Raw genomic sequence first — 13,499 nt, 5'->3', positions numbered from 1 at the left:
TTTACTTCAGCCACTTGTCATATACAGCCTGATACTCGCCCGACGAACGGGCGAGATGCAGCCACTGGTCGACGTACTGCTGGAACACCACGTCGCCGCGCGGCAGCAGATACGCCTTCTCTCCGAACTGGAACGGCTTGTCCGGATGCACCGAGCACAAGCCCGGATTGAGCTTCTGCTGGAGCAGCGTCTCGGACGCGTCCGTGACCATGACGTCTGCTTTGCCATCGAGGATCTGCTTGAAGATGGTCACGTTGTCCGGATACTCGATCAGCTGCGAGTGCGGGAAATACTGTTTGGCAAAGCGCTCGTTCGTGCCGCCCGGATTGACGATGGTGCGCACGCCCGGCTGATCGATCTGCGCAACCGTCTGGTACTTGTCGACATCGCCGCAGCGGACGATGGGCGTCTTGCCGTCTTCCATGTACGGCGCGGTGAAGAACGCGCGCTTCTGGCGCTCGAGTGTGGTTGAGACGCCGCCCACGGCGATGTCGCACTGGGCGATGAAGTCGTTCATCAGGTTCGACCACGACGTCTTCACGTATTCCACCTTGGCGCCGAGCGACTTGGCGAGGCTCTCTGCCAGATCGATGTCGATGCCTTCGAACTGTCCGTCCGGCCGCAGGAACGAATACGGCTTGTAGTCGCCCGTAGTGCAGACGCGCAGCGTATGGCGCGCGAGAATGCTGTCGAGGCGTGTGGCCGGCGCGGCGGCGACAGGCGCGGACGCCGCTGCGGGCTGTGCGCCCGACACGGCGCCCGCCTGGACGGTCTGAGCCTGCGCGGCGCCCGCGAACGCGAACGACAGCGTGACGGCGCCAACGGCACATGCGGCTGCGGCAAGACGGACAGACGTGCGTTTCATTGATTCTCCCGGTTGTCTTTGCTTCTGAGTGGTTGTGAATTGTGATGACCGTCCAGCGATCATAGCGAGCCGTTCGGCGCGCCGACAGTCGGCCGAATGGCATAGGCCGACCCGCACCGCCGCCGTGTGAGACTCGCCGAATGGTCCGGATCCGTCAACGGCAACGCTCGGGCCGTCCGGTAGAATGAATGATTCTTCGCCTTCAGCATCGAGCACCGAGCGACGTGGCACACACTCTCCTGAACGACACCTTCCTGCGCGCGCTGCTGCGTCAGCCCACCGACTACACCCCGATCTGGCTGATGCGTCAGGCAGGCCGCTACCTGCCCGAGTACAACGCCACACGGACGCGCGCCGGCAGTTTCCTCGGGCTCGCAAAGAACCCCGATTACGCGACCGAAGTCACGCTCCAGCCGCTCGAGCGCTTTCCGCTGGACGCCGCCATTCTCTTTTCCGACATCCTGACCGTGCCTGACGCGATGGGTCTCGGGCTGAACTTCGTGCAGGGCGAGGGCCCGCGTTTCGAGCGGACCGTGCGCACGGAAGACGACGTGAAGCGCCTCGCGGTGCCGGACATCGACAGCACGCTGCGCTACGTCACCGACGCCGTCAGCCAGATCCGGCGCGCGCTTACTGATTCGCAGGGCCGCCAGAAGGTCCCGCTGATCGGCTTTTCGGGCAGTCCGTGGACGCTGGCGTGCTACATGGTGGAAGGCGGCGGTTCGGACGACCATCGCACGGTCAAGTCGCTGGCCTATGCGCGGCCGGACCTGATGCACCGCATCCTCGACATCAACGCGCAGGCCGTGGTCGCGTACCTGAATGCGCAGATCGAAGCGGGCGCACAAGCCGTGATGATCTTCGACACATGGGGCGGCGCGCTCGCGGATGGCGCCTATCAGCGCTTCTCGCTCGATTACATTGCGAAGATCGTCGCGGGACTGAAGCGCGAGCACGACGGCGCGCGCGTCCCGGTCATCACCTTCACCAAGGGCGGCGGCCTGTGGCTGGAGGAGATCGCGGCAACGGGCGTCGATGCCGTCGGACTCGACTGGACCGTGAACCTCGGCCGTGCGCGCGAGAAAGTGGGCGCGCGCGTCGCGCTGCAGGGAAACATCGATCCGAACGTGCTGTTCGCACCGCCCGCCGCGATCCGCACCGAAGCACGCGCCGTGCTCGACAGTTTCGGCAACCATCCGGGCCACGTTTTCAATCTGGGCCATGGTATTTCGCAGTTCACGCCGCCGGAGCACGTCGCGGAGCTGGTTGACGAGGTGCATCGGCACAGCCGCGCCATTCGGGCTGGACAGGCTACTCGCTAGTTCCAGTGATGTGTCCGAAAGCCCGTGTTACGCACGCATGTTGCGCTGCAATGTGGCGATTCCGCCTGGAATCGTCAGCGGGTGTAGCTTTTTGTCGCAATCGCCCGCCTCAGGCGGGGTCCGGCGATGTCAAGACTGAACTTATACACATTTCGTTCGCTGCGGCGCGCCATCAGACCTATGGCCTGAAACAGCTGATACGGCATCTCTATATGTGCTTTAAGTCCATGAATGATAAGAGTTTTAGACTGCTTTGCCCGAAATGTGGGCCAGCGCACATAAGGGTTTCGTGACGGGGTTTGCGGCGTGACCGCCGGCAGTTCTCAACAAAGTTATCCACAAGGCTGTGGAAAGCATCGGAAATCCAAAACTAATCTGCGGTTTACCAACGATTCTGATGTTTTACTTTAACTTCAGCCGGGCAATCCATGCACCCGTTCCACGCCCACACGGCCGGAGCTGTGGATAATGGGCGACCTCTTCGTGCGCGTCGCCGTGGATCAGCCGATGCCGGTGTTGTTCGACTATCGCTATGCGCTGGCCGAGGCGCCAATGGCGGGAACGCTGGTGCGGGTGCCGTTTGGCCGGCGCGAAGTGGTGGGACTGATCTGCGAGGTCACCTCCACCACCGATGTCCCCGCAGGCAAGTTGCGCAGCGTCAGCGCGATCTGCGAATCGTGCCCGCCATTGTCGGCGTCCTGGATCGCGCTCACTGAATTTGCCGCGGACTACTATCAGCGCGGTCTTGGGGAAGTCGCGCTGCCGGCGCTGCCGCAGGCGCTGCGCGATGCGTCGAGGTGGAGTCGCCTGTTCGCCGTCGAGGCGCGTTACCGCTTGCTGGCCGAAGGCCGCGCCGCCTTGCCCGATGCCTTGCCCGCCCGCGCCAGCGCGCTGCGTCGTCTGGCGCAAACGCTCGCCGACCAGCCTTTCCTGGGCATGAGCGATGCCCGCGCGCTGCACCCCAAGGCGGGCGCGACGCTGGAAGAATGGCTGGCTCGCGGCTGGATCGAGCGAGTGGACGAGCGCGTCCCGGAGTCGCCGATTCACGTCACGCCGACCGGCAACGCCCCCCTTCCGGTGCTGACCGACGAACAACGCACAGCCGTCGATGCCATCTCGGCCGCGCAGGGTTTTGCCCCGTTTCTGCTGCACGGCGTGACGGGAAGTGGCAAGACCGAGGTGTATCTACAGGCGCTGGCGCAGTTATTCGCCGCCCGCCCCGACGCGCAGGCGCTTGTCCTGGTGCCTGAAATCAACCTGACGCCGCAGTTCGAGGCCGCCTTCCGCACGCGCTTCGCGGGCCTCGCGGACGGGGCCATCGTCACGATGCACAGCGGCCTTGCTGAAGGCGAGCGCGCGCGCAACTGGCTGGCCGCTCACACGGGGCACGCGCGGATCGTGCTCGGCACGCGCCTCGCCATCCTGGCATCGATGCCGCACCTGGCGATGATCGTCGTCGACGAGGAGCACGACCCCGCTTACAAGCAGCAGGAAGGCCTGCGCTATTCCGCACGCGATCTCGCTATCTATCGCGCCAAGCAACTCGACATCGCGGTCGTGCTGGGCTCCGCGACGCCGTCGCTCGAAACCTGGTGGCAGACGGAGCAGGGCCGGTACACGCGGCTGACGCTGACACGACGGGCCGTCGCCGAGGCCGTGCTGCCGGGCGTCAGGCTTATCGACCTGGAAGAGGAGCGGCGCCGCGGCCGTGCGTCGGTCGATGGACTGTCGGGGCCGTTGATTGCCGCGTTGAAGACGCGTGTCGAGCGGGGCGAACAGAGTCTCGTGTTCCTGAACCGGCGGGGTTATGCGCCGATCCTGTCATGCGACGCCTGCGGCTGGGTCGCGGGCTGCCCGCGTTGCAGCGCGTATGCCGTGCTGCACAAGCCGGAGCGGGCGCTGCGCTGTCACCACTGCGGATGGGAGTCGCGCATTCCGAAGTCGTGTCCGGATTGCGGCAACATCGACATCGCGCCGATGGGCCGCGGCACGCAGCGCGTCGAGGAGACGCTCGCGAGCGTGGTGCCGGGCGCGCGCGTGCTGCGCATCGATGCCGACAGCACGCGCCGCAAGGGCAGCGCGCAGGCGCTGTTCTCCGATGTCCATGCCGGGGAAGTCGACATTCTGGTCGGCACGCAGATGATTGCGAAGGGGCACGACTTCCGGCGCGTGACGCTCGTCGGCGTGCTCAATGCCGACCTTGCGCTGTTCTCACACGATTTCCGCGCCAGTGAACGTCTGTTTGCCCAATTGACGCAGGTGAGCGGCCGGGCGGGGCGCGCCGGTCTGCCCGGCGAGGTGATGATCCAGACGCGCTACCCGCGCCATGCGCTCTATCAGGCGTTGACGCGCCAGGACTATGCGGGATTCGCCAATTCGACCTTGGCCGAACGGCGTGACGCGCACCTGCCGCCATTCGTCTATCAGGCGATGCTGCGCGCCGAGGGACGCACGCTCGACGCGGCGCTGGCCTTTCTTGAGCAGGCGGCCGCCGGATTCGCGCCGCTGCCGGGCGCCGAGCGCGTCACGGTGTACGACGCCGTGCCGCTGACCATCGTGAAAGTGTTCAACGTGCATCGCGCGCAATTGCTGCTGGAAAGCAACTCGCGCGCGGCGCTGCAAGCCGCGCTGCATGCCTGGCAGCCGGTGCTGCGTTCGCTGAAAGGTGTGCTGCGCTGGAATGTGGAAGTCGATCCACAGGACGTCTGATGCTGGCGTGAAAGCGGCGTTGCGCCGCCGTGAAAAGCTCAGGACTTCGCGCGGGAAACGCCGTTGCGGGCGCGTCGGCCCTTGTCCGGGGCATCGTCGGAGCGATGCACGTGCGGCGATGCACCCCGCACGAACAGCACGACACAGACTGCGAACATCACCCAAACGCTGGTTACCACCATCCAAGTGCTCATGCTCGAAACTCTCCCCGAGGTCGCGGATCGTTGACCGCGAATGCCGCGCCGTGGGCGGCGCATTGTGTTTATATCGGCGCGGCCGGGCGCATTGCTTAGGGTTTGTCCCAAAATTATTTGCTTCAGGGAAAGTACTGAGCCGAGCTTGTTGCCAGAAGTCTGGAGCGACCCCCGCAAGCCCTTGACCCGCAACGGTTATTTATGGGTGCAACCCATTTTGAAATTCGGTTGCACCTTTTATATCAGCGGAGTACGATTCGCCCACTTTTTAGTCTTTCGCCGGGTACGCACCACCGGCAAACGAAGGAAACATGGCGAGCACAACCTTAGGCGTTAAAGTCGACGATCTGCTGCGTTCCCGGCTCAAGGATGCCGCGACGCGTCTCGAGCGCACTCCTCACTGGCTGATCAAGCAGGCGATCTTTGCCTACCTCGAGCGCATCGAGCACGGCCAGTTGCCGCCCGAGTTGTCGGGTGCGAGCGGCGCTTCGGAACTGGCCGACGCCGCGCCCGTCGACAGCGACGAAGACGGCGCGCCGCATCCCTTCCTCGACTTTGCCCAGAACGTGCAGCCGCAATCGGTGCTGCGCGCGGCGATCACCGCCGCGTATCGCCGCCCCGAGCCGGAATGTGTACCGTTCCTGATCGGCCAGGCGCGCCTGCCGGCGAACGTCTCCGCCGATACCGAAAAACTCGCGACGAAGCTCGTCGAAGCGTTGCGCGCGAAGAGTTCGGGTGGCGGCGTCGAAGGCCTGATTCACGAATTTTCGCTGTCGAGCCAGGAAGGCGTCGCGCTGATGTGTCTTGCGGAAGCGCTGCTGCGCATTCCCGACCGCGCCACGCGCGATGCGCTGATCCGCGACAAGATCAGCAAGGGCGACTGGAAGTCGCACATGGGTCAGGCGCCGTCGCTGTTCGTGAACGCCGCGACGTGGGGCCTCATGATCACCGGCAAACTGGTGACGACCAACAGCGAAGCCGGTCTGTCGTCCGCGCTGACGCGCCTGATCGGCCGAGGCGGCGAGCCGCTGATCCGCAAGGGCGTCGACATGGCGATGCGGCTGATGGGCGAGCAGTTCGTCACCGGCGAGACCATTTCCGAGGCGCTGGCGAACAGCCGCAAGTTCGAAGCACGCGGTTTCCGCTACTCGTACGACATGCTCGGCGAAGCCGCGACGACCGAGGAAGACGCGCTGCGTTACTACGCGTCCTACGAGCAGGCCATTCATGCGATCGGCAAGGCGGCCGGCGGGCGTGGCATCTACGAAGGCCCGGGTATCTCGATCAAGCTCTCGGCGCTGCATCCGCGCTACTCGCGCGCCCAGCAGGAACGCACGATGAACGAGCTGCTGCCGCGCGTGCGCTCTCTGGCGCAGCTCGCGCGCCGCTATGACATCGGCCTGAACATCGACGCAGAAGAAGCCGACCGTCTCGAAATCTCGCTGGATCTGCTCGAAGCGCTGTGTTTCGATCCGGAACTCGCGGGCTGGAACGGCATCGGCTTCGTGGTGCAGGGTTATCAGAAGCGCTGCCCGTTCGTGATCGACTATCTGATCGATCTCGCCCGCCGCAGCCGCCATCGCCTGATGATCCGCCTTGTGAAGGGCGCGTACTGGGACACGGAAATCAAGCGTGCCCAAGTGGACGGCCTCGAAGGCTATCCGGTCTACACGCGCAAGATCTACACGGACATCTCATATCTCGCGTGCGCGAAGAAGCTGCTGGCGGCGCCCGACGCGGTCTATCCGCAGTTCGCGACGCACAACGCATTCACGCTGTCGGCGATCTATCACCTCGCGGGCCAGAACTATTATCCCGGCCAGTATGAGTTCCAGTGCCTGCACGGCATGGGCGAGCCGCTCTACGAGGAAGTCACCGGCCGCGACAAGCTCAACCGTCCGTGCCGCGTGTATGCGCCGGTCGGCACGCATGAAACGCTGCTCGCGTATCTCGTGCGGCGTCTGCTCGAAAACGGCGCGAACACGTCGTTCGTGAACCGCATCGCCGACGAAACGATTCCGGTGAAGGATCTCGTCCAGGATCCGATCGACGAAGCACAGAAGCTCGTGCCGCTCGGCGCGCCGCACGCGAAGATTCCGCTGCCGCGCCATCTGTATGGCGACGAACGTCCCAATTCGATGGGCCTCGATCTGTCGAACGAGCATCGGCTGGCGTCGCTTTCGTCGGCGCTGCTGGCGAGCGCGAATCATGCGTGGCGCGCGCAGCCCATGCTCGAAGGCGCTGCCGCCGACGACGCAGCCAACGGCGTCGCCCGCGACGTGCGCAATCCGTCGGATCTGCGCGATCTCGTCGGCACCGTGGTCGAGGCTTCGCCTGAACAGGTGAGCGCGGCCATTGCCAACGCTGTCGCCGCCGCGCCGATCTGGCAGGCGACGCCGGTCGAAGACCGCGCGGACTGCCTGACCCGCGCCGCCGACCTGCTCGAAGCGCAGATGCACACGCTGATGGGCCTCATCATCCGCGAGGCGGGCAAGTCGCTGCCGAACGCGATTGCCGAGATTCGCGAAGCCGTCGATTTCCTGCGCTACTACGCCGCGCAGATCCGTGGCGAGTTCTCGAACGATACGCATCGTCCGCTCGGTCCGGTCGTGTGTATCAGCCCGTGGAACTTCCCGCTCGCGATCTTCATGGGCCAGGTCGCCGCCGCGCTCGCGGCCGGCAATCCGGTGCTCGCGAAGCCGGCGGAACAGACGCCGCTGATCGCCGCGCAAGCCGTGCGCATCCTGCGCGAGGCCGGCGTGCCGCCGGGCGCGGTGCAACTGCTGCCGGGCAATGGCGAAACGGTGGGCGCGGCGCTGGTCGCCGATCCGCGCACCCGCGCCGTGATGTTCACCGGCTCGACCGAAGTCGCGCGCCTCATCAACAAGACGCTCTCCGAGCGCCTCGATCCGGACGGCCGCCCGATTCCGCTGATCGCCGAGACCGGCGGACAGAACGCGATGATCGTCGATTCGTCGGCGCTCGCGGAGCAGGTCGTGGCGGACGTGCTGCAGTCGTCGTTCGACTCGGCCGGCCAGCGCTGTTCGGCGCTGCGCGTGCTGTGCCTGCAGGACGACGTCGCCGACCGCACGCTCGAAATGCTCACCGGCGCGATGAATCAACTGGCGGTGGGCAATCCGGACCGGCTGTCGGCGGACGTTGGCCCGGTCATCGACACGGACGCGAAGCGCGGCATCGACGCCCACGTCGTCGCGATGCGCGAGAAAGGCCGCAACGTCGTGCAGCTGCCGATGCCGGATCACTGCGCGCAAGGCACCTTCGTGCCGCCGACGCTGATCGAACTGGAGAACATCGACGAGCTGAAGCGCGAAGTGTTCGGCCCGGTGCTCCATGTGGTTCGCTACCGCCGATCGAACCTTGATAAACTCCTCGACCAAATTCGCGCGACCGGCTATGGCCTGACGCTCGGCATTCATACGCGAATCGACGAAACCATCGCGCATGTCATTTCGCGGGCGCACGTGGGCAACATCTACGTGAACCGCAATGTGATCGGCGCCGTGGTGGGCGTGCAGCCGTTCGGTGGCGAAGGTCTGTCGGGAACGGGTCCGAAGGCGGGTGGCGCGCTGTATCTGCAACGCCTGCTGGCCAAGCGTCCGGGCGGTTTGCCGAAGTCGCTGGAAAGCGCGCTGACCGTTGATCCTGCTGCGACGAAGGACACGCCGGCTGCGGCGCTCACCGCGTTGCGCGACTGGGCGATCGGCGAGCGCGATCCGCACACGGCCGCGCGTTGCGACGGTTATCTGCAGCACGTGATGGCGGGCGCGACGGCGGTGCTGACCGGCCCGACCGGCGAGCGCAATACCTACACGCTCGGCGCGCGCGGCACGGTGCTGTGCGTGGCGGCGACCCAGAGCGGCGCGCGCGCGCAGTTGGCGGCGGTGCTCGCGACCGGCAATCGTGCGTTGTTCAGCGGATCGGCGGGCGAGCAACTGGCGGCGTCGCTGCCGGCGGCGCTCAAGCCGTATGCGCAGGTCCGCAAGGCGGCCGAGGACTTCGACGCCGTGCTGTTCGAAGGTGACAGCGATGAACTGCTGTCGCTCGTGAAGGAAGTTGCTAAGCGCCCGGGACCGATCGTATCGGTGCAGGGCGTGGCAGCGGGAGCGTTCGCCGACGCGGGCCACGACGGCGAAGACTATGCGCTCGAACGTCTGCTGACGGAACGCTCGGTGAGCGTGAACACGGCGGCGGCAGGCGGCAATGCCAATTTGATGACGATCGGCTGAGTTACCCCTCGGACGCTCGGATCAGGAACATTCAAACAAGCGGCAGCAGGCACGGTGATCCCGGCACGCGCTGCCATCCACACTGGAACCAGGAGAAGCTATGAAGCACACGATGACCAAGCTGGCGGCAGCCATGACGCTCGCCGGCCTGTTCGCGGGGACGGCAGCCGCGCAAACGGCGGAAGACGTGAAGGTGGGTTACGCGGGTCCGCTGACGGGCGCCCAGGCGCACTACGGCAAGGACATGCAGAACGGCATCACGCTCGCGGTGGAAGATTTCAACGCGACGAAGCCGGTGATCGGCGGCAAGCCGGTTCGCATCGTGCTGGAATCCGCTGACGACCAGGCCGACCCGCGCACCGGCACGACGGTCGCGCAGCGCCTCGTGGACGACGGCATCAAGGGCATGCTGGGCCACTTCAACTCGGGCACGACGATCCCGGCTTCGCGCATCTACGCGAACGCGGGCATTCCCGAGATCGCCATGGCGACGGCGCCGGAGTACACCACGCAGGGCTTCAAGACGGCGTTCCGCATGATGACCTCGGACACGCAGCAGGGTTCGGTCGCGGGTGAGTTCGCGGTGAAGAATCTGAAGGTCAAGAAGATTGCGATCGTCGATGACCGCACGGCGTATGGCCAAGGTCTTGCCGACCAGTTCGAGAAGGCGGCGAAGGCGGCCGGCGGCACGATCGTCGACCGTGAATTCACGAACGACAAGGCCGTGGACTTCAAGGCCATCCTGACCAAGATCAAGTCGATGAATCCGGACCTCGTGTACTACGGCGGCGCGGATTCGCAAGCCGGTCCGATGGTCAAGCAAATGAAGACGCTCGGCCTGCGCGCGCCGCTGATGGCCGGCGAAATGGTGAAGACCGACACCTTCATCAAGATCTCGGGCGATGCGGCCGACGGCACGGTGGCCTCGCTCGCCGGCCTGCCGATGGACGAAATGCCGGGCGGCGCGGCCTACGAAGCGAAGTACAAGAAGCGCTTCAACGAAGACGTGCAGACCTACTCGCCGTACGCCTACGACGGCGCAATGGCAATGTTCACCGCGATGAAGGCGGCCAACTCGACGGATCCGGCCAAGTACCTGCCGTTCCTCGCGAAGACCGACATGCAGGGCGTGACGGCGAAGCACCTGCAATACGACTCGAAGGGCGATCTGAAGAACGGCGGCATCACGCTGTACAAGGTTGTCGGCGGGAAGTGGACGACGCTGCAAAGCGTGGGCGGGAAGTAAGCACGCCCGTTTTTGAGGTTGATGTTTCGAGTGAAAGCCCCGTGATTCAGGTCACGGGGCTTTTTCTTTTTCGGGACCGCGCTTGTTGCTCCGCTTGTTGCCCGTCAGCATCGCCCCGATGAGATTCTCCCGCGTCCACACACTCATCAGCACGGCAGCAAGGACATGCACGCAGACGCAGACTTCAATCGCGACCGCGAGCCAACTGTGAATCTCCTGCGGCCAGTCTTCGCCCCAGAAGGCGTCGAGCCGCATGATCCAGCCGGATAGCGCGAGCGCGAGAACCAGGCACCACAGCGTGAGCGCCATCAACGCGCCGAGCGGATTGTGCGAAAGATGGTGCATCGGCTGGCCGGCAGCCAGCGAACGCAGATACTCGACGAGATGCGTGCGCGTGGGCCACCAAGCCGAGAAGCGCGCGTGCCGGGACCCAATGAAGCCCCACACGAAGCGTGCGGCAACCAGTCCCGCCGCGCCATATCCGAGCAGCCGGTGAGTGGAGTCGGTCGGACCGAACAGATTCCAGAGGACGATGCCCGCGACGGCCCAGTGCGTGAGCCGCACCCAGATGTCCCAGACTTTCGTGGGCCTGGTCACGGGCGGAGACAGGACGCTTATTCCACTTCCGACTTCACGACCGCGAGCGTCTTCGTGTCGTAATAGATCTCGACCTTCTTGCCGTTCTTGTCGTGGCCGTAGATCTCGTAGCAGTTGCCATCGACCTTGAACTTGCGGATCTTGTAGCCTTCGCCCTCGAGCTTCGCCTTCGCGTCGGACTCCTTCATCCATTCGCTTTTTGGATGCGCCGTGCAATCCGCCTTCGCGAACGCCGCACCCGACAATCCCATTGCCAACGACAACGCCAGAATCTTCAGCATGACTTACTCCCGGTGGTTTTGGACGGGCTACTCTAGCGCCACCGGGAGCGCACCGCAAGCAGACTGAAAGTTTGTCCGCTAACGCTTGCCTTGCTGGCGAATGTGTTCGAGCGTCGCGCCGGGCGTGCTCTGTTCCGCCGGAATGCGGATTTCGATCACGGCAGGCAGGCCGGAACGCTGCGCGCGCTCGAACGCGGGCATGAACTGGCTGGTCGTCTCGACGCATTCGCCGTGTGCGCCGAACGCCCGCGCGTAGGCGGCGAAGTCCGGGTTCGTCAGTCCCGTTCCGTGCACGCGGTTCGGATAGTGCCGTTCCTGATGCATGCGGATCGTCCCGTACTGGCCGTTGTTCACGACGATGAAAATCACCGGCAATGCATATTGCATGGCCGTCGCCAGCTCGTGGCTCGACATCATGAAGCAGCCGTCGCCCGCGAAGGCGATCACCGTGCGCTCCGGATACAGCGACTTCGCGGCGATCGCGGCGGGCACGCCGTAGCCCATTGCGCCGCTGGTGGGCGCGACCTGCGAGCGAAACTGCCGATACGAATAATGCCGATGCAGCCACGTCGCATAGTTGCCGGCGCCGTTGGTGAGAATGGCGTCGGCGGGAAGGGTCTGGGCGAGGTGGCGCATGATCTCGCCGAGCTGGACATCGCCGAGCATCGGGCGCGGCTCGCGCCATTCGAGATACGCGGCGTGTGCCGCTTCTGCCTCGCCGGCCCACGCGATGGAACGCGGCGGCGGCAGTGCGGCAAGCATCGCCGCGATTTCCGGCATGCCCGAGACGATCGGCAAATCCGCGTGATAGACGCGCCCGAGTTCCTCCGCGCCCTGATGTACATGGATCAGCGTCTGTTTCGGCTTCGGGATGTCGAGCAGCGCATAACCGCCCGTCGTCGATTCGCCCATGCGCGGGCCGAGCACGAAGAGCACGTCGGCGTCGCGCACGCGCGCGGCGAGCGCCGGGTTGATGCCGAGACCGACATCGCCGGCGTAGTTCGGATGCTCGTTCGACAGCGTGTCCTGATAGCGGAATGCGCAGCCCGCCGGCAACTGCCATTGCTCGACGAAGCGCGCGAAGTCCTGCGTGGCTGCTTCCGTCCAGCCGCTGCCGCCCGCGATCACGAACGGCTTCCGGGCGTTGCCGAGCAACTCGCGCAGGCGCTCCATCTGGGCCGGCGCGGGCGCGGCCGCCACGCGCTGGTAGCGCGGCAGCGGGGGAATGGCGGCAAGCGTCTCCGTCAGCATGTCTTCCGGCAGCGCGAGCACGACCGGTCCGGGACGGCCCGCCGTCGCGACGTGAAACGCGTGACTCAGATATTCCGGCACGCGGCGCGGGTCGTCGACCTGCGCGACCCACTTCGCCATCTGCCCGAACATGCGCCGGTAGTCGATCTCCTGGAAGGCCTCGCGGTCCATGTGATCGCGCGCGCACTGGCCGATGAGCAGCAGCATCGGCGTCGAATCCTGAAACGCGGTGTGTACGCCGATCGACGCGTGCGTCGCGCCCGGCCCGCGCGTGACGATCGCCACGCCTGGACGTCCCGTCAGCTTGCCGACCGCCTCCGCCATGTTCGCCGCGCCGGCCTCGTGCCGGCAGACGATGGTCTGGATCTGCGCCGTCTCGTCGTGCAGCGCATCGAGCACCGCGAGGAAGCTCTCTCCGGGCACGCAGAACACGCGCTCGACGCCGTGATGGACGAGCGCATCGACGACGAGACGAGCGCCGGTCGTCTGGCTTTCGGGCGAAGCGGGAGAAGCGGGAGAAGCGGGAGAAGCAGCGGAAGCGGCGGACGTCATGCGATGAAGTCTCCTTGAAGTGTCCGGAAACGCCTCGGTGCGATGCCGGAGAGGAGCCGGACGGTGAGCGACGTGCCCTCCAGCTTACGCGTCCGGGCGCGGCTTCGGCCACACGCCGTCCGGGAATATTTGCCGGCGGCGGGCGGGCTGTCTTGAAGCGCCGAGGTGTCCATCAGCCGAAATACCCCTTTTTCCCACCCTTTATCCAGCGATGGACCCAAGGGGAACTTCGCAA

9 protein-coding genes are annotated in these 13,499 nt (G+C 65.4%); 4 read left to right on the top strand and 5 right to left on the bottom strand.

Going from position 1 to position 13,499, the window contains the following annotated elements; genetic code table 11:
• Position 1: 1 nt before the first annotated feature.
• Positions 2 to 865 (bottom strand): transporter substrate-binding domain-containing protein, encoded by an 864-nt coding sequence (locus QCE88_RS00820; RefSeq protein ID WP_309898350.1) that lies wholly within the window; start codon positions 863 to 865, stop codon positions 2 to 4.
• Positions 866 to 1,089: 224 nt separating this feature from the next.
• On the opposite strand from QCE88_RS00820, the gene hemE reads away from it, so the two are divergent.
• Both hemE and QCE88_RS00810 read left to right on the top strand, forming a co-directional pair.
• Positions 1,090 to 2,187, top strand: coding sequence for a uroporphyrinogen decarboxylase (gene hemE, locus QCE88_RS00815; protein ID WP_309898348.1), 1,098 nt, complete (start codon positions 1,090 to 1,092; stop codon positions 2,185 to 2,187).
• 468 nt (positions 2,188 to 2,655) lie between these two features.
• Entirely contained in the window at positions 2,656 to 4,896 is a 2,241-nt protein-coding gene (locus QCE88_RS00810; protein WP_309898346.1) for a primosomal protein N', read from the top strand.
• A gap of 38 nt (positions 4,897 to 4,934) precedes the next feature.
• Here QCE88_RS00810 and QCE88_RS00805 read toward each other — a convergent pair whose 3' ends face one another.
• A complete protein-coding gene (locus QCE88_RS00805; protein ID WP_309898344.1) occupies positions 4,935 to 5,090 on the bottom strand; it encodes a hypothetical protein in 156 nt (51 codons plus the stop codon).
• Positions 5,091 to 5,401: 311 nt separating this feature from the next.
• Here QCE88_RS00805 and putA point away from each other — a divergent pair, with 311 nt between their 5' ends.
• Positions 5,402 to 9,337 (top strand): trifunctional transcriptional regulator/proline dehydrogenase/L-glutamate gamma-semialdehyde dehydrogenase, encoded by a 3,936-nt coding sequence (putA, locus tag QCE88_RS00800; RefSeq protein ID WP_309898335.1) that lies wholly within the window; start codon positions 5,402 to 5,404, stop codon positions 9,335 to 9,337.
• Positions 9,338 to 9,437: 100 nt separating this feature from the next.
• Complete coding sequence (locus QCE88_RS00795) at positions 9,438 to 10,583, top strand: branched-chain amino acid ABC transporter substrate-binding protein (protein ID WP_309898333.1); 1,146 nt, start codon at positions 9,438 to 9,440, stop codon at positions 10,581 to 10,583.
• A gap of 51 nt (positions 10,584 to 10,634) precedes the next feature.
• Here the strand turns inward: QCE88_RS00795 and QCE88_RS00790 are convergent, their stop codons facing one another.
• From QCE88_RS00790 to QCE88_RS00780, 3 genes are all read right to left on the bottom strand, one after another.
• Positions 10,635 to 11,180: a cytochrome b/b6 domain-containing protein gene (locus tag QCE88_RS00790; protein ID WP_309898331.1), complete on the bottom strand. Its 546-nt coding sequence runs from the start codon at positions 11,178 to 11,180 to the stop codon at positions 10,635 to 10,637.
• Positions 11,181 to 11,197: 17 nt separating this feature from the next.
• On the bottom strand, positions 11,198 to 11,461 hold the full coding sequence (locus tag QCE88_RS00785; protein WP_309898329.1) for a PepSY domain-containing protein: 264 nt from the start codon (positions 11,459 to 11,461) through the stop codon (positions 11,198 to 11,200).
• 78 nt (positions 11,462 to 11,539) lie between these two features.
• Positions 11,540 to 13,264, bottom strand: a complete 1,725-nt coding sequence (locus QCE88_RS00780; protein WP_309898327.1) for a thiamine pyrophosphate-binding protein — start codon at positions 13,262 to 13,264, stop codon at positions 11,540 to 11,542.
• Positions 13,265 to 13,499: the final 235 nt, after the last annotated feature.

Source organism: Caballeronia sp. LZ035, assembly GCF_031451175.1.
In the GTDB taxonomy this organism is placed as follows: domain Bacteria; phylum Pseudomonadota; class Gammaproteobacteria; order Burkholderiales; family Burkholderiaceae; genus Caballeronia.
The sequence above is the reverse complement of the archived record's forward strand: the minus strand, read 5'-3'. Positions and strand labels throughout refer to the sequence as shown.

What these genes read in the sequence shown, in the direction of transcription:
- QCE88_RS00820 (WP_309898350.1), bottom strand. Translation starts at nt 865, where the DNA reads ATGAAACGCACGTCTGTCCGTCTTGCCGCAGCCGCATGTGCCGTTGGC.
- QCE88_RS00810 (WP_309898346.1), top strand. Translation starts at nt 2,656, where the DNA reads ATGGGCGACCTCTTCGTGCGCGTCGCCGTGGATCAGCCGATGCCGGTG.
- QCE88_RS00805 (WP_309898344.1), bottom strand. Translation starts at nt 5,090, where the DNA reads ATGAGCACTTGGATGGTGGTAACCAGCGTTTGGGTGATGTTCGCAGTC.
- putA (WP_309898335.1), top strand. Translation starts at nt 5,402, where the DNA reads ATGGCGAGCACAACCTTAGGCGTTAAAGTCGACGATCTGCTGCGTTCC.
- QCE88_RS00795 (WP_309898333.1), top strand. Translation starts at nt 9,438, where the DNA reads ATGAAGCACACGATGACCAAGCTGGCGGCAGCCATGACGCTCGCCGGC.
- QCE88_RS00785 (WP_309898329.1), bottom strand. Translation starts at nt 11,461, where the DNA reads ATGCTGAAGATTCTGGCGTTGTCGTTGGCAATGGGATTGTCGGGTGCG.
- QCE88_RS00780 (WP_309898327.1), bottom strand. Translation starts at nt 13,264, where the DNA reads ATGACGTCCGCCGCTTCCGCTGCTTCTCCCGCTTCTCCCGCTTCTCCC.